Here is a 20,424-nt window from a genome sequence, read left to right on the forward strand (position 1 = left end):
CACAGGCCCGGACCCGGAGGTGCTCCACTCGCTTCAGCGGTCCTGAGTGCTCTTGAAGTCAGACGGCCGGCATCCTCTCGCGAGGGTGTCGGCCGTTGCTCATTCCGGCGCCATGGGAGGGGCGGTGACGGTGACTGGTGCACGAATCCGGGGCGCGTCGCGCTGGCGGACTCTCATGCTGGGGCAGGCTCGGCTCGCGTGTGGCCCGGTCGGACCGCCGCCCTTCCGTCCATGTTCCCTCTCGCCTCCGCCTCCTCGCCGCCGTTCCTGCAGGAGATCGTCATCCTCATCGCCGCGGGCGCGGTGATGGCCTACGTGGGCCACCGCTTCCGGCTGGTGCCCATCGTCGGCTTCCTGCTCGCGGGCGCGGTGATTGGCCCCAACTCCCTGGCCCTGGTGAAGGACCTGGAGCTGGTCAACTCCGCCGCGGAGCTGGGCGTCATCCTGCTGCTGTTCAGCATCGGGCTGGAGTTCAGCCTGGAGAAACTGTCCCGGCTCAAGACGCTCCTGTTCGGAGGCGGAGGGCTCCAGGTGGGGCTGGCCTCCGTGGGGATGATGGGGCTCTTGATGCTGTTCGGCGTGGCGTGGAGGCCCGCGCTGTTCACTGGCTTCCTGGTGGCGCTGTCCTCCACCGCCATCGTCCTCAAGCTGCTCGGAGACCGGGGCGGGACTTCGTCCGACGTGGGGCAGGTGTCCCTGGGGCTGCTCATCTTCCAGGACCTCGCGGTGGTGATGATGGTGCTGCTCGTCCCCGTGCTGGCGGGGAAGGGGGACACGCCGCTCCACTTCGTGTGGGCGTTCGCCAAGGCGCTCGGCATCATCATCGCGGTGCTGGTGGTGGCGCGACGGCTGATGCCCAGGTTGCTGGAGGTGGTGGCCCGCACGTGCTCGCCAGAGCTGTTCCTGCTCACCGTCATCGCCGTGTGCTTCGGCACCGCGTACCTCACCAGCCTCGCGGGCGTCAGCGTGTCCCTGGGGGCCTTCCTCGCGGGCCTCGTCGTCAGCGAGAGCCGCTTCAGCGAGCACGCCTTCGGAGAAATCCTCCCGCTCCAGATTCTCTTCAGCGCCACGTTCTTCGTCTCCGTGGGCATGTTGCTCGACGTGGGCTTCCTGGTGGCCCACCTGCCGGAGGTGTTGCTGGCCATCGTCGCGGTGCTCGTCGTGAAGGCGGTGACGACGGGCATCAGCGTGCTGGCGCTCGGCTATCGACCGCCCGTGGTGGTGGAGAGCGCGCTGCTCCTGGCCCAGGTGGGGGAGTTCTCCTTCGTGCTGGAGCGCAGCGGACGGAAGCTGGGGCTGTTCCCAGCGGGAGTCCCCGCGGGCTCCCAGGCCTTCATCGCGGCCACGGTGATGTTGATGGTGCTCACGCCGGCGCTGTCCCGGCTGGGCATCTGGGCAGGCGGTCGGCTCACCCGCAGAGGGCGCAGCGCGCTGGCGCAGGAGAGCCCCACCACGGACGAGTCGGAGGCGCTGGCGGCCGAGTCCTTCGCGCGCTTCGAGAACCACGTCATCGTCGCGGGCTATGGAGACGGGGCGCGCAGGCTGTCGCGCGTGCTGCGCGGCTCGGGCGTTCCGTTCCTCGTCACCACCCTGAGCCCCCAGGGGGCGAACGAAGCGGAGGCCGAGGGCATGGTGGTGCTGCGCGGCGACTACGCGCGTCAGCGCACGCTGCGCGTCGCGGGCGTCCAACGCGCCAAACTCCTGATGGTGGTCGACGACGAGGTCGCCATGGCCCACCGCGTGGTGGCCGTGGCGCGGATGGAGAACCCCACGCTGCGACTGGTGGCGCGCGTCCGCACCGTCGCCGATGTGGAGCCGATGAGCACGGCCGGCGCGGATGTCGTCGTGTGCGAGGAACTGGAGAGCCTGGTGGCAGTGCTGTCCTCTGTCTTGGAGGACTACCGTCAGTCGGCGGAGGAGATTGAAGACCACGAGGAGGCCGTGCGGCGCTCGGGCTACGCGGCGCTGCGCCTGTCGGGCTCGCTGGAGAAGCCGCTGCTCGTGTGCGCGCTGGAGGATGACTGCCTCGGCTCGCGGCGCGTGACGGTCCGCTCCGGTGCGCCCGTCGTGGGCATGACGATGGAGGCGTTGGTTGAACGCGCGGACGGCCCGTTCCAGGTCCTGTCGCTGCGAAGGGACGGAGAGCTGCTGTCGCAACTGGGTCCCCACACGCGCTTCGAGGTGGGGGACGAGCTGGTCCTCAAGGGCTCCGTCTCGGTCTTCGAGCGCGGCGCCGAGCTGTTCCGCGCGCCGCCTCCAGAGGGACTCCAAGTGGACCTGCCGGCACCCGCGCCCGCCACGCCGCGTACGGCGGCGGAGCTCATCGACCCGCAGGCCACCATCGAGTTCCACCCGAAGGAAGGCACGGGCCCGTGTGGCCACCTGGACCAGCTTCGTCCCGTGCGGGCCCGGACGAAGGGCTGCGAGGAGTGCCTCAAGCTCCACGACACCTGGGTGCACCTGCGGCTGTGCATGACGTGCGGCCACGTGGGGTGCTGCGACGACTCGAAGAACAAGCACGCCACGGGACACTTCCACGGGACGGCACATCCGCTCATCCGCTCGCTGGAGCCCGGTGAGTACTGGGGCTGGTGCTACGTCGACCAGGTCCAGTTGGAGGACGAGTCCCCACCGTCACGCCCTTGAGGCGCCACGCTCAGAGGGGCCGGACATGCTCGGCGAGCTGGCCCGTGGCGATGAGCTCCTGGAGCTCGTCTCCCATCCGCTCGCTCTCGGAGACCACCTGGTTCCAGGCGCGGATGCGCGCGGTGTCCGTCATCCGCTCGAAGTCGACGCGGTCCGGAATCTTGCCACCGGGGAGCCTCGCGACCAGCTCGGGGGAAGGGGAGATGAGCAGTGCCCTCCGGAAGTTCTCCGGCTTCGCCCTTCGCCAGCGCAGGGCCTTGTCGAACCAGCCGGGCACCACGTACGGATAGAAGTGCGGGTACAGCACCAGGCCCTCACCGGGCCCGAAGTCCAGGTCCAGGTGGTAGTCGATGACGCCACCATCCCGGTACACGCCCGGATGCGCGCCGGGGATGCGCACGCCGCTGAGCACCAGCGGAATCGAGCCCGAGGCGATGAGCGCCGGCTTCAGGTTCTCCTCCGTCAAGGGCAGGTGGACGGAGGGCAGGTCCTTCTGGGCCCTGAACGGACTGGTGTCGCCCGCCGTGTCGAAGACGACGCGGCGCAGGTGGAGGCTCAGGCTCTTGCGACTCACCACGTTGCCCATGGCGCACAGCGCCAACCCGAGGAGCTGCACGCGGGGATGCTCCGCGCCCATGGGGCCACGACACAGCGCGGTGACGATGTGCAGCCGCGCCCAGGGGTGGTGGAGGATCTCCTTCATCCCGTCGTCGCCCAGGAGCGCGTCGAGGATGCGCTCACTCGTCTCGCTCACCAGGGCTGGCGAGGGCTTGGGTGGATAGCGCTGGTCGATGTACGCCGCCTCGAAGCGGCGCAGCGCGGACACAGGGTCGTTCTGCGCCAGACACGCCAGCCGCCAGCTCCCGATGGAGCTTCCAATCAGATGCAGGGGACGGGTGCGCCCCTTGAACAGCTCGCCGAAGAGGGCGCGATCCAAGCCCGCGAGCACCAACCACTTGGGACCACCGGAAGCTCCAGGAACGACGTCCACGTCATCCCCGCGCAGCCCTCGCGCGCGCAGGAGCCGCAGCGCGTCAGGTCCCGCCAGAAGCGTCAGATTCGAGGCCATGTCGGTGTGGAACCGTAACAGGTGCGTGCGAGTCGCGCGGGACTTCCGCATGTGCGCCCCGCCTCGCTTGCGACAAGCCATGCGCCACTGCTGTACTGCGCACGACCCCATGAAAAAGCCCACGCCTCCCGGTCATCGCTCCTGGGAAATGAGTCGTCGCGCCTTCCTCGGTGGCACGGCCGCTGTCACGGCCATGGCCTCCCTGGAGGCCTCTGGCAATCCAGAGGGACAGCCCGCGCCTTCCGCCCGTCCCTTCGAGTTGGAGGAGACCACCATCGCCGAGCTTCAGGCGGGCATGGGGGAAGGGAAGTACACCGCGCACGGCCTCACGGAGCGCTACCTGGCGCGCATCGCGGCAACGGACCGCACCGGCTCGCTGCCGTTGCTGTCCGTCATCGAGCTGAACCCGGACGCGCTCGCCATTGCCCAGGCGTTGGACAAGGAGCGCAAGGAGAAGGGCGCGCGCGGTCCGCTGCATGGCATCCCCGTGCTCATCAAGGACAACATCGCCACGGCGGACCGGATGCAGACCACCGCGGGCTCGCTCGCGCTCGTCGGCGCCGTGCCCTCGCGGGATGCGTTCGTGGTGGAGCGGCTGCGCGCGGCGGGTGCCGTCATCCTCGGCAAGACGAACCTCAGCGAGTGGGCCAACTTCCGCTCCACGCGCTCCGCCAGCGGCTGGAGTGGACGCGGCGGCCAGTGTCGCAATCCCTATGCGCTGGACCGGTCGCCCTCGGGCTCCAGCTCGGGCTCGGGCGCGGCGACGGCCGCGAACCTGTGTGTCGTGGCCGTGGGCACGGAGACTGACGGCTCCATCGTGTCGCCCTCCGCGGCGTGCTCGCTGGTGGGGCTCAAGCCGACGGTGGGGCTGGTCAGCCGCTCAGGCATCATCCCCATCTCCCACAGCCAGGACACCGCGGGCCCCATGACTCGCACCGTGGCGGATGCCGCCGCGCTGCTCACCGTGCTCGCGGGAATCGACGCCGCCGACGTGGCGACGGCCGCGAGCCAGGGCCGCACGGGGCTCGACTACACGAAGTTCCTGGACGCGGACGGGCTGAAGGGCGCGCGCATCGGCGTCGCACGCGAGCGCTTCTTCGGCTACCACGCCGCCACGGACGCGCTGGTGGAGCAGGCGCTGGAGGTCATGAAGTCCAAGGGCGCCATCCTCGTGGACCCGGCCTCCATTCCCAACGCGCCCAAGCTGGATGACCCCGAGTTCGAAGTCCTCCTGTACGAGTTCAAGGCCGGAACCGAGGCGTGGCTCGCGAGCCTGGGGGACAGGACGAAGCTGCGCACGCTCGCGGACCTCATCCGCTTCAACGAGGAGCACCAGGACGTGGAGATGCCGTACTTCGGCCAGGAGCTGCTGCGTCAGGCGCAGGCGCGCGGCTCGCTCTCCGACGCGAAGTACCTCAAGGCCCTGGCCTCCAGTCGCAAGCTGTCACGCGAGCAGGGCATCGACGCGGTGATGCGCAAGCACCAGTTGGACGCGCTCGTCGCGCCCACGCAGGCGCCTCCGGGGCTCATCGACCTGGTGAACGGAGACCACTGGCTGGGCAGCAGCTCCACGCCCGCGGCCGTCTCCGGCTATGCCACCCTCACGGTGCCCGCGGGCTACGTGCGTGGACTTCCCGTGGGGCTGTCGTTCATCGGTCGAGCATGGAGCGAGCCCACGTTGCTCAAGCTCGCTCATGCCTATGAGCAGGCCACGCGGCACCGACGTCCGCCTGGCTTCGTGCCCACCGCGGACCTGCGCCTCGTCGCCGGGCGCTGAAGGACACGCCAGATTCAGGGAGGCGAGGCCGCCCAGGGCAGCGTCGCCTGCATCACCGCCTCGTGCAGCGCGGCCGTGCGCAGGTGACTGAAGCGCTGGTAGTCCGGGTCGTTCACCATCTGGAGGAACGCGGCGCGGCTCGGGTAGCGCACCAGCATGACCGCGTCCCACGTCTGCCCCGGCTCGGCGACCAGCGCGGTGGAGCCGTCGCCCGCATAGAGGGGCTGCGCGCCCGCCTTGATCATGAAGGGCATGATGGCGCTCGCGTACTCCGCGAACGAAGCCCGGCCCCCTTCCTTGAACCGCACCAGGTTCATCATCACCAGCGGCCCCCCGGGGTCTTCCTGGATGAAGCGCTGAACGTCGGTGCCCTGCGGATCGACAGCCACGGTGCCTCCTGAAAAACGAATCGGTCGTCCGCCCCCATCGAGACGGCAGGTCATTGTCCCTCAGTCTCACCGTGCGGTGAACCCGGCACAGGACAGACCCGGCATCCCCCATTACTGGGGCACCCACCACCCACGGCGCACAGGACGAGAAAGACATGAACAAGCCGATAGACAAGCGCCCGAGCGCTCGCCGTGTCGGTCTCTCATTTTTGTCTCAGGTATCGGTGCGCTCGCGCTGCGCGTCCAGGTACGCGGCGAAGCCGGCCTTGGACTGGATGCGAAAGGCCGGCAGTCGGGCCAGGGCCTCTGGAGGGAAGACGTACTGCTCGCAGACGAGGCTTGCGCGCTGCGAGTCATCCTGGGCGCCGAGGAACGGCTGCACCTCGTGCTGGAGGTGGCCCTGGAAGTGGACCAGCAGCCCGGGCCGCGGCCGCACTTCACCCACGCGGTGATTGTCGTGGAGCAGACGCAGCGCGCCGCCCCGCGCGCCGCGAGGCATCTGGAGATACAGGACGCTCACATGGCGAGGCGTCGCGTCAGGGACGCCGCTGGGGCCCTGCAAGGTCGCATCGATGTGTCGGCCCACGCTCTTGCCGGCATCGAGCAACAGCAGGTTCAGATAGAACGCGTTGGGTCTCGGTTGTTTCGAGCCGAACAGTCGCTCCCGCCATGGCCAGAGGCCGCGCGCGCTGTCCGGTTCCAGCACCCGCGCGAGGTATGCGCGCAGGAACGGGAAGCGCGCCTCCAGGGTGCTCCTGCCTTCATGTGTGAAGATGAAGGCGAAGCCCCGACTCGCCTGGAACGTGCCCATGAGCGGGCTGCGAGCCACGAAACGTGAGCCCAGCAGGGCGTCTCGCAGTGACTCCAACTCCACGGACGGAAGGGCTTGACGGTGGGTGATGTATGCGCGCACGACAAAAGGCGGGGATTGCGAGGGAACTGACCAATAGTGCTTTTACAGCCTACCTTTTAGGTTTCAGAATTGCCGCGTCTCACTCCCCCCGCGCAAGGTCCCCCCCTGCATGAGCCAGCAACCTCGTCCCGTCAACACCGCTCCTGTCGCTCCCAGCCCGTCTCCTCCGCCCGCGGTCGTGATGACCCAGATGGTCTACGGCTTCTGGGTCTCCCGCAGCCTGCAGATCATGGCGGAGCTTGGTATCGCGGACACCATTGGTGAGGTGCCGAAGACAGTGGAGGAACTCGCGCAGGCCAGCGGCACCCATGCTCCGGCGCTCCGACGCATGCTCCGACTCCTGACCGGCCTGGGGGTGCTGGTCAAGGACGAGCAGAGCCAGCGCTTCGGGCTCACGGAGCTGGGCCACATGCTGCGCAAGGACAGCCCCGGCTCGGTGTACGGCTCACTGCGCGCGCACGGCCACCTGCTGTCGTGGCAGGCGTGGGGAGACCTGGCGTCGTCGCTGAAGACGGGCCAGCCCTCGGTGGAGAAGTTCATGGGGGACAGCTTCTTCGGCTACATGTCCAAGCATCCGGAGGACGCGGCCATCTTCAACGGCAGCATGGCCGCGTATCAGAGCCTCAATGCTCCGGCGGTGGTGGGCGCGTATGACTTCTCCACCGCGAAGTCCGTGGTGGACGTGGGCGGTGGAACGGGCACGTTGCTGGCGCACATCCTCCAGTCCCATCCGAACCTCCGGGGCGCGCTCTTCGAGCTGCCGCACGTCAAGGCGGAGGCCACCGCGCGCCTGTCGAACCTGGGCGTGGCGCCGCGCGCCGAGGTGCTGGAGGGCAACTTCTTCGAGAAGATTCCGTCGGGCCACGACATCTACATCCTGTCGCAGATCCTCCACGACTGGGACGACGAGCGCAGCCTGAAGATCCTCACCAACATGCGCGAGGCGATGCACCCCGGAGCGAAGCTGCTCATCGTGGAGACGGTGCTGCCGGGCGACAACGTGCAGCACTTCGGCAACCTCTACGACATGGCCATGCTGGTGCTGGTGGGCGGCCAGGAGCGCACTGGAGCGGAGTACACCGCGCTGGTGGAGAAGGCCGGGCTGCGCATCCACCGCGTGCTGCCGACGTACATGCCGCCCAGCGTGGTGGAGGTCGTCCCCGCCTGAGTCCAACGGCCCGCGGCCCGGCGTTGCATTTCGCGCCGGGCCGTTGCCCCGAGGGTGGCATCGTTCCACGGTCCGGGTGGGGGTGGACCCCGGACACGACGTCGAGGCGCGCACCGGAAGGCAATGCGGGCTTCGCTCGGTGGCCCGGCGAGCGGCCGGCCAGGAAATCGACGGGGGCGGTTTTCGGAGGGAATCAGGCTCGATTAGAGTCCGGGGCGACGATGACGCCCTTCTTCGACGCCATCCTCGCGTTTCCGACCGCGATCTTCACCACGGCAATGGGCGTGGTGCTCACATATTGGCTGTTCGTCATCATCGGAGCGGTGGGTATCGACCTGCTCGATGGCGGTCACGTCGACTTCGAATCTGGCGGAAAGGCACTGGGCGCGGCGTTCGAGGGCGGGGGCAAGGCCCTGGCCGGGACGCTGGAAGGTGGAGCGAAGGCGGCGGGCGAGGCCATCCAGGGCGGCGGCAAGGCCATGGGCGCGCATGACCACGACGCGCACATGGAGGGCGGCATCCTCTCCACGCTGGGCTTCGCGGGCATTCCGCTCACGGTCTCAGTGAGCCTCGTCTCGTTCTTCTCGTGGTTCCTGTCGCTCCTGGCCACGCCTCCCGCGCACGCGCTGCTGGGTGGCGTGCTGCCTTCGTGGCTGCTCAACAGCACGGTGGGGATTCTCTGCTTCATCGCGGGGCTGGTGATTTCGGGCGTCGCCGTGCGGCCCCTGCGCCCCGTCTTCGTGGCGCGCAAGGCGCCGGGGCGCGACTCGCTGATGGGCCGGGTGTGCACCATCTCCAGCGGCGGCGTCACGGACCGCAACGGCCACGCGACGTTCGAGGACGGCGAGGCGGGCTTCATCCTGAACGTGGTCTGCTCGAAGAAGAACGGGCTCAAGCGGGGAGATCCCGCGCTGGTGCTGTCGTACGACGCCCAGCGGGATGTCTACGAGGTGGAGCCCGTGGACTGGCTGTTGCCGGAAGAGATGGACCAGCTTCGCGACCCCACGCGGGCCGCGGCGCTGGCCCGCTCGCGAGCGCGCACATGACTTGAGTCGAGGCGCGGTCCGCTCAGGGGGGCGGACCGTGTGTGGATTCGACGCCAGAGGGCTTTCGCGGGGGATCTCTGGCGCCTGATACAAGGCCCGCTGTCAATACTTCACAGGAAAAAGGCCATGGATCCCATCACCTTGGTAGCCGCCGTCGGCGGAGGCGTCATCCTCCTCACGGGCATCGTCCTGACCATCGTCCGCCTGTACCGGCAGGTGGATCAGGGCAAGGTGCTCATCGTCAACACGTTGAAGACCGAGCCCCTGGTGACGTTCACCGGCGCGGTGGTCTTCCCCATCATCAACCGGGCCGAGGTGATGGACATCGCGCTGAAGACGGTTGAAATCGACCGTCGCGGCAAGGAAGGCCTCATCTGCCAGGACAACATCCGCGCGGACATCAAGGTCACCTTCTTCGTGCGCGTGAACAAGACGCGTGAGGACGTGCTCAAGGTCGCCCAGTCCATCGGCTGCGTGCGCGCCAGCGACCAGGAGACGCTCGAGAAGCTCTTCGAGGCCAAGTTCTCCGAGGCCCTCAAGACGGTGGGCAAGAACTTCAACTTCGTGGACCTCTACACGAAGCGCGCGGAGATCAAGGACAACGTGGTGGAGGTGATTGGCCGGGACCTCAACGGCTACATGCTGGAGGACTGCGCCATCGACTATCTGGAGCAGACCCCGGTCGAGATGCTCGACAAGGACAACATCCTCGACGCCGAGGGCATCCGGAAGATCACCAAGCTCACCACCGAGCAGAACATCGTCACCAACGAGCTGCGCCAGACGGAGCGCCAGGCGGTGACGAAGCGCAATGTGGAAGCCGACCAGAGCATCTTCGAGCTGGAGCGTCAGCGTGAAGAGGCCTCCGCGAAGCAGCGGCGCGCCATTGAAACGGTGCAGGCCGAGGAGTCCGCGGAGACGGAGCGCGTGAAGCAGGAGCAGTACTCCAAGGCGCAGCTCGCCCGCATCAAGGCGGAGCAGGAGATCCTCGTCCAGGAGCAGAACAAGTCGCGCGACGTGGAAGTGGCCCAGAAGCACCGCGAGCGCGAAGTGGGAGTCGAGGCGGAGAACGTGGAGCGCGCCCGCTCGCTGGCGGCCATCAGCCGGGAGCGTGAGACGGAGCTGGAGCGCATCGACAAGGAGAAGGCGCTCGAGGAGCAGAAGAAGAACATCGCCGACGTGGTGCGCGCCCGCATCGCCGTGGAGAAGACGGTGGCGCAGGAGGAGGAGCGCATCAAGGACCTGCGCGTGGAGTCCGACGCCCTTCGCAAGAAGCAGGCGATCATCATCAACGCCGAGGCCCAGGCGCAGGAGAAGACCGTCAAGGACGTGAACGGCGCCAAGGCCAACAGCGAGATGGCGGTGTTCATGGCGAAGGAGAAGCTCACCCTCGCCGAGGCGGACCTCGAGGCCGCCGACAAGACGGCCAAGGCGAAGATGCGGCTGGCCGACGGCATCCAGGCCGAGTCCGCCGCCGAGGGCCTGGCGGGCATCCGCGTGAAGGAAGCGGACGCCGCGGCCACGGAGAAGCTGGGCATGGCGCAGGTGCGCGTGAAGGAGGCGGAGGCCGGCGCGATTGAAAAGCAGGGCCACGCGCAGGCGCAGGTCGTCCGCGAGCGGCTGCTGGCGGAGGCCGCGGGTGAGCAGGAGAAGGGCATCTCCCGGGCTCGCGTGCAGGAGGCCGAGGCGGTGGCCATCCACAAGCGCGGCGAGGCGGAGGCCTTCGCCAAGAAGGAGATGCAGCTCGCCGAGGCGTCGGCCATCCAGGAGAAGCTGTTCGCCGAGGCCCGGGGCCTCGCGGAGAAGGCGGCGTCCATGAAGCTGATGGACGGCGTGGGCCGCGAGCACGAGGAGTTCCGCCTCAAGCTCAACAAGGAGCGCGACATCGAGCTGGAGACCATCCGCGTGCGCAAGGACATCGCCCACGCGCAGGCCGAGGTGCTGGCCAAGGCGTTCGCCAACGCGAAGTTCAACATCGTCGGTGGCGACGGCCAGTTCTTCGAGCGCTTCGTCAAGGCGGTGTCGTTCGGCACCGCGGTGGACGGCGCGTTGGACCATGGCGAGGCCCTGAAGACGGCGCTGGGGGGCTACCTCAACGGCGAGAAGGACCTGCCGGCGGACCTCAAGGAGATCCTCTCCAAGCCGGGTCTGAGCAACGACGCGCAGAACCTGGCGGTGGCGGCGCTGCTGCACCGCATGACGCCCGGCCCGGCGGACGTGGGGGCGAACCTGAAGGCGCTCGTGGGCGCCGAGGGCAAGTCGTCCACCACCGACAAGCAGGGCTGATTCGGGCGGCAGCAGCACAGGGTCCGCCTTCGCGCGAGCGCGAGGGCGGGCATGGCGTCACGACGACCTCGCCCCCAGGCCTTCCGGGGCGCGCGTCCCTCCCATCGGGCGGGACGGGGGCGGGGTCCCCGCTAAATTTCCGGTGAGCACTCATGGCAACTGACGGTGGCAAGGGCGCGGCGCCCACGGGCGAGACGGCGCTAGAGGGGGGGAGCTACGAGGTCATCCGGACGCGCCTCCTGGCACAGGCGGACGTGCTGGGCGCGAAGGCGAACGACCTCAATGCGCGGCGCAAGGCGTTCTTCGGCGGCTCGGAGCTGGCGGTCACCGGCAACGAGCGGGTGCGCACCGAGAACAACTGCGTGGCGCGCGACATCGTCAGCGTCGGCAAGTACCTGCTCTTCGGCTACAACGTCTTCATCGGATTGAAGAAGGAGACGTCCGTCGCGGATGTCTTCTCGCTGCACCGCTTCGAGAAGACGGCCGACGGGTTTGATTTGTCCGCGGTGCCGCACACGGAGGCGGGCGGCTTCCTGGCGGACCCGCGCTTCATCAAGGACTTCAGCGAGCTGTACCGGTACTACAAGGACGCGAAGCTCCTGCAGCTGCGGCGCAAGGACGCTCGCCTGTTGGCCATCTTCCAGACGGGCCAGACGGCTCGTGACTTGAAGGTGTTCCGCTTCAACCTGGACACGGAAGGGCGCGCCACCTACCTGGACAACCAGGGAGAGAAGGACCACGTCTTCCCCCCGTCCCACGACTTCGAGTGGACGGTGGCCACGCGCGAGAACTACGTGCTGGGCCAGCACCCGCACGTCAACGTGTTGGACCAGGTGTTCGTGGAGACGGTGAAGGGCGACCTCACCGTCAAGGTGGAGAACAACACCTCGTCCGGCCTTGGTATCTACAGCGAGCCGGTGGAGGACGCGAACCAGTCGCTGGACGACGCGCGGTTCGCCTGGGCCAAGGTGGGCACGCTCATCCTCATTCGCGTGCTGCCCTTCCGCGAGAAGGCCCAGCGCTACCTGGTGTTCAACTCGCGCACGCAGCACGTGCTGCGCATCGACGCCATCGGCCAGGCCTGCATCCGGCTGCCCGAGGACCAGGGCATCATCTTCCCCGGCGGGTACTACCTCCAGACGGGCGACTACAAGGTCTTCGACGGTGAGGCCACCGGCTCGGGGATGGAGTTCAAGCACGTCATCCGCTCGCCGAACGGAGAAGACGTGCTCTACATCTTCCACCAGCGCGAGGAGGGCCGGTACCTGCTCTTCCCGTACAACCTGGTGCGCAAGGAGGTGCAGAACCCGCTGGTGTGCAACGGCTACAGCCTCTTCGCGGACGGCGGGCTGGTGGTGTTCCGCGAGACGTCGCAGGAGCCCACGCGCGTGCACCCCATGCAGGTGTGGCAGACGCCCTTCGTGTCGGACGAGCACGCGGCGTCGGTGCCCGCGGCGCCCGGCTACCTGGGCAAGGTGGGCAACGCGGAGTTGGTGCGCGGCATCTCCGACGCGCTGACGATTCAGCGCGTCGCGAAGACGGACAAGCCCAACCGCCGCACGTACGAGGACCTGGTCGCCGCGGCCACGCGCGCGCTGGATGCGTACTACTGGCTGGGCCACGCGGAGACGGGTCTGCAGGAGCCCGTGGAGCTCCTGCGCCGGACGTCCGAGCTCATCATCGATGAGTTCGAGAAGGTGCTCGCCCTCCAGAAGCGCGCGTTCGAGTCGCTGGCGGAGGCGGAGAAGGCGCAGACGAAGCTGCTGGGGCGCGTGCAGCCGGAGCTGCTCACCTCGGCCGAGGAGTTCATGCACGTGCTGGCGGAGCTGCGCCAGCAGCGCGGCCACCTCATCACGCTGAAGGACATCCGCTACATGGACCTGGGGCGCGTGGACGCCCTGGAGAAGGCGGTGGTGGAGGCGTCCGACAACACCAGCTCCGGCTGCGTGGACTTCCTCCAGAAGGGCGAGGCGCTGCAGCCCCTGGCCGCGCGCCTGGACGAGCTGCTCGCGAAGCTGGAGCCGGTGAAGACCACGGTGGAGCTGGCGCCGCTGGGCGAGGACATCGAGAAGACGGCCCAGGGCCTCACGGTGCTGGGTGAAGTCGTGGGTGGGCTCCAGGTGGGAGACCCGCTGGCGCGCGCCCGCATCCTGGAGGGCATCTCCGAGCTGTTCGGTCGGCTCAACCGCGTGCGCGCGAGCCTCGCCGCCAAGCGCAAGGAGCTGTCCAGCCGGGAGAAGCGCGCGGAGTTCGGCGCCCAGTTCAAGCTGTTGGGGCAGGCGATTGAAAACGCGCTGGCCCAGGCGGACCTGCCGGAGAAGTGCGACGAGGGGCTATCGCGCCTCACGGTGCAGTTGGAGGAGCTGGAAGGGCGCTTCGGGGAGTTCGACGAGTTCCTCGGGCAGATCACCCAGAAGCGCGAGGAATTGCTGGAGGCGTTCGGCGCCCGCAAGCAGACGCTGGTGGACGAGCGGCAGCGTCGGGCGCAGAGCCTCTTCGGCGCGGCGGAGCGCATCCTCCAGGGCGTGCAGCGCCGCTCCAAGACGTTCAAGTCGGATGACGAGCTGAACGGGTACTTCGCCACCGACGCGATGATCCTCAAGCTGCGCCAGCTCTCCGAGCAGCTCCTGGGACTCCAGGACAGCGTGCGCTCGGACGAGGTGCTGTCGCGGCTCAAGTCCGCCAAGCAGGACGCGCTGCGGGCGCTGCGCGACAAGCAGGACCTGTTCGCGGATGGCGATTCGCTCATCAAGCTGGGCACCTACCGCTTCAACGTCAACACGCAGCCACTGGACCTGACGCTGGTGCCGCGCGACGGCGCGCTCTACCTCCAGCTCACCGGCTCCGACTACGCGCAGAAGCTGGAGGACCCGGAGCTGCTCAAGCACCAGGGCCTCTGGGAGCAGCACCTCGTCTCCGAGACGCGGGACGTGTACCGCGTGGAGTACCTGGCCTCCTGCATCCTCTCCGACGCGGAGGACGGCAAGGGCGGGCTGACGCTGTCCTCGCTGCACGAGGCGGTGATTGCAGGCACGCTGCTGGAGAAGGTGCGCGCCTACGCGGCGGACCGCTTCGACGAGGGCTACGAGCGCGGCGTGCATGACGTGGACGCGGCGGCGGTGCTGGAGAAGCTCCTGACGCTGCACCAGGGCGCGGGCCTCCTGCGCTTCGCGCCGGTGCCTCGGGCGTGGGCCTCGTTGTACTGGGCCTTCGATACCGACGAGGCCGCGCGGACGCTGTTGCACCGTCGGGCGCGAAGCCTGGCGCGGCTGCGGCAGACGTTCTCCTCCGTCGGAAGCCTGTCCGAGCTGGGGCTCGCGCTGGGCGAGGCCGTGGAGGCGTTCCTCAAGGCGCAGGGGCTGGCGCACTCGCCGGCGGAGGCGCGCCAGGCCGGGCGCTACCTGGTGGAGGAGCTGGCCGTGGACCGGCCCCGCTTCACCACGAGCGGCGAGGCGGTGGTGCTGCGCGACGCGTTCCTGGCGCAGTTGGAGCGGCAGGGCACGCGGACCGCCTTCGAGGAGGACCTGCGCGGGCTGGAGAAGGACCTGTCCGCGCGGCTGCTCATCGCCAAGGCGTGGGTGGAGGCGTATCTGGCCCAGCGCGAAGGCGGCCCCGGTGACGCGGGCTACTTCGCACTGGAGACGGCGGTGCTGCTGCTCACCGAGCGCAAGCTTGACCGTGAGCCCGCGGGCGCGCTGACAGCGGCCGAGGTGTCAGGCCTGTTGGGCAGTCACTCGCGCGTGCACGACCGGAAGCTGTCCTTGCGCCTGGATGAGTTCCTGGCGCGCCTGGGCGAGTTCCGTCAGCTCCGCGTGCCGCAATACCAGACATACCGGGGGCTGCTCCGGGACTTGCTGGAGCGCGAGCGCCGCAAGCTGCGCCTGGAGGAGCTGACGCCGAAGGTGCTGTCGTCGTTCGTGCGCAACCGCCTCATCGACGAGGTGTACCTGCCGCTCATCGGCGCCAACCTGGCCAAGCAGTTGGGCGCGGCGGGCGAGGGCAAGCGCACGGACCGGATGGGCATGCTGCTGCTCATGTCGCCTCCGGGCTACGGCAAGACGACGTTGATGGAGTACGTGGCGAGCCGGCTCGGCCTCACCTTCGTCAAGGTGAACGGCCCCGCGCTGGGCCACTCGGTGAAGTCGCTGGACCCGGCGGAGGCGCCCAACGCCACGTCGCGGCAGGAGGTGGAGCGCATCAACCTGTCCTTCGAGATGGGCAACAACGTGATGCTCTACCTCGACGACATCCAGCACACGGACCCGGAGCTGCTCCAGAAGTTCATCTCGCTCTGCGACGGCCAGCGCCGCGTGGAGGGCGTGTGGAACGGCCGGACGCGCACCTATGACCTGCGCGGCAAGAAGTTCTGCGTGGTCATGGCCGGCAATCCCTACACGGAGACGGGTGAGCGCTTCCGCATTCCGGACATGCTCGCCAACCGCGCGGACACCTACAACCTGGGTGAGATTCTCGATGGGAAGGAGCACCTGTTCGCGCTGAGCTATCTGGAGAACGCGCTGACCTCCAACCCGGTGACGGCGCCGCTGGCCACGCGTGACGCGGCGGACACGCACCGCCTCCTCCGCATGGCGCAGGGCGAGGAGGTGCCCGCGGGCGAGCTGAAGCACGGCTACGCGGCGGCGGAGCTGCAGGAGATCATCGCCATCTTCCAGCGGATGTTCCGGGTGCAGTCGGTGCTGCTGAAGGTGAACATGCAGTACATCGCCTCGGCGGCGCAGGATGAGCGCTTCCGCGCGGAGCCCGCCTTCAAGCTCCAGGGCTCCTACCGCAACATGAACAAGCTGTCGGAGAAGCTCGTCGCGGCCATGACGGACGCGGAGCTGGAGCGGCTGATCGACGACCACTACCAGGGCGAGTCCCAGACGCTCACCACCGCGGCCGAGCAGAACCTGCTCAAGCTGGCGGAGATGCGCGGACGCCTGACGCCGGAGAAGGCGAAGCGGTGGGAGGACATCAAGCAGGGCTTCGCGCGCGTCAAGCGCATGGGGGGCAAGGAGGACGACCCCGTGGCCCGCGTCACCGGCCAGCTCAGCGGAATCGAGGAGCAGCTCGGCGCCGTGCGAGACGCGGTGCGGGACGCGGCCACCCTGGTGCAGCAGGGCTCGGCGGATCGGAACGAGGACCCGACGGCCGAGGCGCTGCCGTACCTGGAGGCCCTGCGCGACGCGGTGCTGGAAGTGGCGAAGGTGGGGCGCGAGGTGAAGGACACGCCTGCGCCTCTTCCGGTGGCCCCGCCCGCGCCGGCGCAGGACCTGGCGCCGTACCTCAAGCACCTGGCCCAGCTCCTCAAGGCGCTCACCGAACGCGTGGCGACGGCCTCCCAGGCGCCCGTGGTCCAGCAGGCGCCGGCCCAGGACTTCGGGCCGTACATGGAGCAGCTCTCCCGGGCGCTCGCCGCGCTGGCGGACCGGCCGGTGAACGTGTCCGCGCAGATGCCCGCGGAGGCGCTCCAGCGCGCCGCCGTAGCCGGGCCGTCTCCGGCGGAGCTGAGTCGGCAGATTGAATTGGTGGAGGGCGTGCTGTTGCCCCTGGAGCGGGCCTCCCGTCGCGCGGTGCAGGGCGAGGGTGAGAACGTGAAGTCGCTCCAGGTCTGGCAGAACGTCACCGAGGCGCTGGAGCTGCTGCGCTCCATGCTGCGTCGGTAGTCGCCGGGCCTTCTCGAGGCCGGGGCTCGACGGTGTGTCGAGCCTCGGCCCTCCAGAAGAAGGTCCAGGTCAGCGGAACTGGGCGGAGCCCTCGAAGGTATCGTCGTCCATGACGCGGGGCAGGGTGTCCTCCACCTGCTCACCGGTGGTCGACGTCACGCGCACGGTGAAGGAGCCTTCGCCCATGCCGCTGTCGTTGACGAAGTAGTTGTAGTCCTGGCGCGGGACGTCCTTCCACGCGCCGTCGCCGCGACGCCACTCCAGCTTGGAGATGGGCACGCGGTGGTTGCGCACCTGGATGGCGGTCCACCACGGGTTGCTGCCGTTCTTGAAGTGGTACTCCAGGCCACCGGCCACGTCGCAGGAGACCACCTTCCAGGTGATGTCCACGCGGCCCAGGCGCATCTCGGCGATCTTCGCGAAGGCCTCGCGGCTCAGGTCCAGGTGGCCGGCCTCGCACTCCGGACACCTGTCGACGATTCGAACCCGCACGTTGCCGCTGGGGCCCTGGATGTCCACGCACTGGCCACACGCCGCGCTGTTGGCGTACTGCGGGGTGTTCATCGCGGCCACCATCAAGTCGTTGGGGCTGGCGTCGTAGCTGCAATTCCCCGCGCCCGTGGCGTCGTAGTACGTCGCGATGCCCTTCTGCTCCTCGCCCAGGGGCACACCTCCGCCGCTGGGGTCATCACTGCATCCGCCACACGCGAGGAAGAGCGTGGCCATGGGAACGAGCAGACGTCGGGAGGGCAGGTGGGATGGGCGCATACGTCCCGAAGGATACCGCAACGCGTCCGCGCGGTGCCTGGCCCTCGTTCACGGAAATGTCGATGCAATGACTTGCAGGACTGTTAGCGTGCCGCCGCTTTCAAACGAACAAGGGGGTCGTCACGTCATGAAATCCTTCAGGCGCGCTGTCTGTCTTTGTGCAGCGGTGGTCCTCCCGGCGTGTGGTGGCGAGGAGTCCCCGGGCGGAGTGGAGGAGGTGCCTGGCACCCAGGAGTCGGCGTTGGTCCTGGCGGTGTCCCGAGGCTGCACCTTCGAGCTCACCTCGGCGGTCCGGGCGGGCACGATTCCGCCCATTCACGATATCACCTTGTCCCGGCTCGCGACGGAGTCGTGCCGCTGGCCCGCGGCGAGTGCGTGGGTAGGCAGCTCCGTCAATGTCACTCCCAGCCTGGCGCTGGCGGCCAATGACCTGGGCGTGGCCGTGGGGTACACGATGAAGAACAACTACAGCGGCAGCTCGCCCGTGACGGTGGGCCTCAGGAACGTGGACCCGGAGCTGATGACGGTGGTGCGGACCTCCGGCCTCGCGGTGTACCTGGGCACGGGAAGCGTCTTCCTGTCCTATCTGAGCATCCAGGTGGATGGCACGACGCTGACGGTGGGTGGGTCGAAGTCGGGCCGCATCGGCGGGGAGACGGGCACTGGCGGCAACTACGTGGCCACCTTCCCGGACTTCTTCACCAGCACCACGGCGCCCACCGTCGTCGCGTACTGAGCGCGTCCCTCGGACCGGTCCGAAAAAACGATGGGGTGGAAGGCGCCCCCCGGGCCTTCCACCCCATTCCCCCTGCAACCTGCTTGGGCCTGCCTACTCGCCGCGGGCGGAAGCGCCGGACAGCGCGCGGGCCTGCGACACCAGCTTGACGAACTCGTTGCGGTCCGCGTCACCAGCGGCGGCGCCCTCGGCGAGCTTCTGCGTGGTGGCCAGGCTCCAGCCCTCGGCGGCCGGGTTGCCCCGGAGGATGTCCGCGGTGGAGGCGACGGCCAGGGCGAAGCGGAAGTCAGGCGAGGAGGCCTCCACCGAGGCGCGCAGCAACGAGCGCTCGAAGGGGAAGGACTGCTCGGCGGCCTCGGTGCCGTTGGGCGCCTTGGCGCGCACTCGCACGGTGGCGAGCGACTCCTTCGAGTCCTTCACCAGCTCCACCTCGTACAGCGCGGTGACGTTGTGGCCCGCGCCAATCTCACCCGCGTCCACCTTGTCGTTGCGGAAGTCGTTGTCCGCCACGTCCCGGTTCTCGTAGCCCATCAGGCGGTAGCGGCGCACGGCGGCGGGGTTGAACTCCACCTGGAGCTTCACGTCCTTGGCGATGACCTCCAGCGTGCCGGTGAGCTGCGTCTCGAAGACCTTCTTCGCCTCCTTGAAGCTGTCCACGTAGAAGCAGTTGCCGTTCCCCTTGTCCGCGAGCTTCTCCATCATGTCGTCGCGGTAGTTGCCCATGCCGAAGCCCACGGCGGTGAGGGTGACGCCCTCGGCCACGTACTTGTGGATGCTCTCCAGCATCGCCTGCGGGCTCAGCGTGGGGCCGATGTTGGCGTCGCCGTCGGTGAGGACGATGACTCGGGAGACGACCTTGCCAGAGGCCTTCTTCACCGCGTGCTTGTAGGCCAGCTCCATGCCGGTGCCCATCGCGGTGCCGCCACCGGACTGGAGCGTGTCCAGCGCGGCGTGGATGGTCTTCACGTCCGTGGCCGGCGTCGGCGCCAGCACCTCACGCGTGGAGCCCGCGTAGGTGACGATGGCCACCGTGTCGTTCTCGTTGAGGTTCTTCACGGCGATCTTGATGGCCTCCTTGGCGAGCGGCAGCTTGTCCTGCGACGCCATGGAGCCGCTGGTGTCCACCAGGAACACCAGGTGCGCCTGCTTGCGCTGCGAGCGCGAGACGACCTTGCCCTGCACGCCCACGCGCACGAAGTGGCGCTTCGAGTCGAAGGGCGACGGCGCGGCCTCCAGGTGCACCGTGAAGGCGCCCGTCTCCGGCGGGGTGTAGCGGTACTTGAAGTAGTTGACGAACTCCTCGACGCGCACGGCGGAGGAGGGCGGCAGGTTGCCGTTCTGGAGGTAGCGGCGGGCCACCGTGTACGACGCGGTGTCGACGTCCGCGGCGAACGTGGACAGCGGGTCCTTGCTCGTCTCGGTGAAGCTGTTGGGCTTCCAGGCCTCGAAGGTGTTGCCCTGCCGCGGGCCACCGGTGTCCACCCCGTCCAGGTCCTTCTCCGTGAGGCGGGCGCTGGCCTCGAGCTTCTTCGTGGGGGCCATCCGGGAGGGCTTCGCCGGCGGAGGACCCTGGACACTTCCGATGACGCCACCGGCCACCGCGCCTCCTCCCAGCGTGGCGGTGGCGGGCGCGGCCATCATGGGCTCGGGGGCGGGTGCCTCACGCATCATCTCCGCCTCGATGCCTCGGGGCGCCTTCATGGCCCGGTCCTCTTTGGGCTGCGCGGCCACGGTCTTCCTCTGGTCCGTGCTCCCCTCGTCGGCGGCGAAGTCCTGGGGCGAGGCGCTCGGAGGCGGGGCCGCCTCGGCGTTGGCCTGGGCGGTGGGGCGCGCTTCGGCGGCCCTCAGGCCCTGCTTCTCGTTCTGGGATGAGGAGGAGCATGCCGGCAGGACACAGGCGACGAGCAGGGCACTTCCCCACTGGGTCAAACGGCGCTTCAGGAAGGTCTGGGACATGTGT

Annotated in this window: 12 protein-coding genes; 7 read left to right on the top strand and 5 right to left on the bottom strand. The window is 68.6% G+C overall.

The window, feature by feature from the left end; genetic code table 11:
• The first annotated feature begins 231 nt into the window (after nt 1-231).
• Nucleotides 232-2,646: a cation:proton antiporter domain-containing protein gene (locus tag G4D83_RS23335; RefSeq protein ID WP_163867012.1), complete on the top strand. Its 2,415-nt coding sequence runs from the start codon at nt 232-234 to the stop codon at nt 2,644-2,646.
• 10 nt (nt 2,647-2,656) lie between these two features.
• Here the strand turns inward: G4D83_RS23335 and G4D83_RS23340 are convergent, their stop codons facing one another.
• On the bottom strand, nt 2,657-3,715 hold the full coding sequence (locus G4D83_RS23340) for a patatin-like phospholipase family protein (RefSeq protein ID WP_163867085.1): 1,059 nt from the start codon (nt 3,713-3,715) through the stop codon (nt 2,657-2,659).
• Between the two features lie 109 nt (nt 3,716-3,824).
• Between G4D83_RS23340 and G4D83_RS23345 the strand changes: the two genes are divergently transcribed.
• A complete protein-coding gene (locus G4D83_RS23345) occupies nt 3,825-5,492 on the top strand; it encodes an amidase (RefSeq protein WP_163867013.1) in 1,668 nt (555 codons plus the stop codon).
• 14 nt (nt 5,493-5,506) lie between these two features.
• Here the strand turns inward: G4D83_RS23345 and G4D83_RS23350 are convergent, their stop codons facing one another.
• Nucleotides 5,507-5,881 (bottom strand): DUF1330 domain-containing protein, encoded by a 375-nt coding sequence (locus tag G4D83_RS23350; protein ID WP_163867014.1) that lies wholly within the window; start codon nt 5,879-5,881, stop codon nt 5,507-5,509.
• 214 nt (nt 5,882-6,095) lie between these two features.
• Complete coding sequence (locus G4D83_RS23355; protein WP_163867015.1) at nt 6,096-6,794, bottom strand: 2OG-Fe(II) oxygenase family protein; 699 nt, start codon at nt 6,792-6,794, stop codon at nt 6,096-6,098.
• Nucleotides 6,795-6,903: 109 nt separating this feature from the next.
• Between G4D83_RS23355 and G4D83_RS23360 the strand changes: the two genes are divergently transcribed.
• The 4 genes from G4D83_RS23360 to G4D83_RS23375 all read left to right on the top strand — a co-directional run bounded on the left by G4D83_RS23360 (nt 6,904) and on the right by G4D83_RS23375 (nt 16,960).
• A complete protein-coding gene (locus G4D83_RS23360; RefSeq protein ID WP_240356515.1) occupies nt 6,904-7,962 on the top strand; it encodes an acetylserotonin O-methyltransferase in 1,059 nt (352 codons plus the stop codon).
• A 221-nt stretch (nt 7,963-8,183) separates the two neighbouring features.
• Entirely contained in the window at nt 8,184-9,008 is an 825-nt protein-coding gene (locus G4D83_RS23365) for a hypothetical protein (protein ID WP_163867016.1), read from the top strand.
• A 126-nt stretch (nt 9,009-9,134) separates the two neighbouring features.
• Nucleotides 9,135-11,294 (top strand): flotillin family protein, encoded by a 2,160-nt coding sequence (locus G4D83_RS23370; protein ID WP_163867017.1) that lies wholly within the window; start codon nt 9,135-9,137, stop codon nt 11,292-11,294.
• Nucleotides 11,295-11,446: 152 nt separating this feature from the next.
• Nucleotides 11,447-16,960: a DNA repair ATPase gene (locus G4D83_RS23375; protein WP_163867018.1), complete on the top strand. Its 5,514-nt coding sequence runs from the start codon at nt 11,447-11,449 to the stop codon at nt 16,958-16,960.
• A gap of 69 nt (nt 16,961-17,029) precedes the next feature.
• Here G4D83_RS23375 and G4D83_RS23380 read toward each other — a convergent pair whose 3' ends face one another.
• The gene (locus G4D83_RS23380; protein WP_163867019.1) at nt 17,030-17,728 is read right to left on the bottom strand and encodes an expansin EXLX1 family cellulose-binding protein; all 699 of its coding nucleotides are present in this window, start codon (nt 17,726-17,728) and stop codon (nt 17,030-17,032) included.
• A 208-nt stretch (nt 17,729-17,936) separates the two neighbouring features.
• Here G4D83_RS23380 and G4D83_RS23385 point away from each other — a divergent pair, with 208 nt between their 5' ends.
• The gene (locus G4D83_RS23385; RefSeq protein ID WP_240356516.1) at nt 17,937-18,464 is read left to right on the top strand and encodes a hypothetical protein; all 528 of its coding nucleotides are present in this window, start codon (nt 17,937-17,939) and stop codon (nt 18,462-18,464) included.
• Between the two features lie 93 nt (nt 18,465-18,557).
• Here the strand turns inward: G4D83_RS23385 and G4D83_RS23390 are convergent, their stop codons facing one another.
• Nucleotides 18,558-20,420, bottom strand: coding sequence for a YfbK domain-containing protein (locus G4D83_RS23390; protein ID WP_163867021.1), 1,863 nt, complete (start codon nt 20,418-20,420; stop codon nt 18,558-18,560).
• Nucleotides 20,421-20,424 lie beyond the last annotated feature (4 nt).

Source organism: Myxococcus eversor (genome assembly GCF_010894455.1).
GTDB classification, from domain to species: domain Bacteria; phylum Myxococcota; class Myxococcia; order Myxococcales; family Myxococcaceae; genus Myxococcus; species Myxococcus eversor.

What these genes read in the sequence shown, in the direction of transcription:
- G4D83_RS23335 (WP_163867012.1), top strand. Translation starts at nt 232, where the DNA reads ATGTTCCCTCTCGCCTCCGCCTCCTCGCCGCCGTTCCTGCAGGAGATC.
- G4D83_RS23340 (WP_163867085.1), bottom strand. Translation starts at nt 3,715, where the DNA reads ATGGCCTCGAATCTGACGCTTCTGGCGGGACCTGACGCGCTGCGGCTC.
- G4D83_RS23345 (WP_163867013.1), top strand. Translation starts at nt 3,825, where the DNA reads ATGAAAAAGCCCACGCCTCCCGGTCATCGCTCCTGGGAAATGAGTCGT.
- G4D83_RS23360 (WP_240356515.1), top strand. Translation starts at nt 6,904, where the DNA reads ATGAGCCAGCAACCTCGTCCCGTCAACACCGCTCCTGTCGCTCCCAGC.
- G4D83_RS23365 (WP_163867016.1), top strand. Translation starts at nt 8,184, where the DNA reads ATGACGCCCTTCTTCGACGCCATCCTCGCGTTTCCGACCGCGATCTTC.
- G4D83_RS23370 (WP_163867017.1), top strand. Translation starts at nt 9,135, where the DNA reads ATGGATCCCATCACCTTGGTAGCCGCCGTCGGCGGAGGCGTCATCCTC.
- G4D83_RS23375 (WP_163867018.1), top strand. Translation starts at nt 11,447, where the DNA reads ATGGCAACTGACGGTGGCAAGGGCGCGGCGCCCACGGGCGAGACGGCG.
- G4D83_RS23380 (WP_163867019.1), bottom strand. Translation starts at nt 17,728, where the DNA reads ATGCGCCCATCCCACCTGCCCTCCCGACGTCTGCTCGTTCCCATGGCC.
- G4D83_RS23390 (WP_163867021.1), bottom strand. Translation starts at nt 20,420, where the DNA reads ATGTCCCAGACCTTCCTGAAGCGCCGTTTGACCCAGTGGGGAAGTGCC.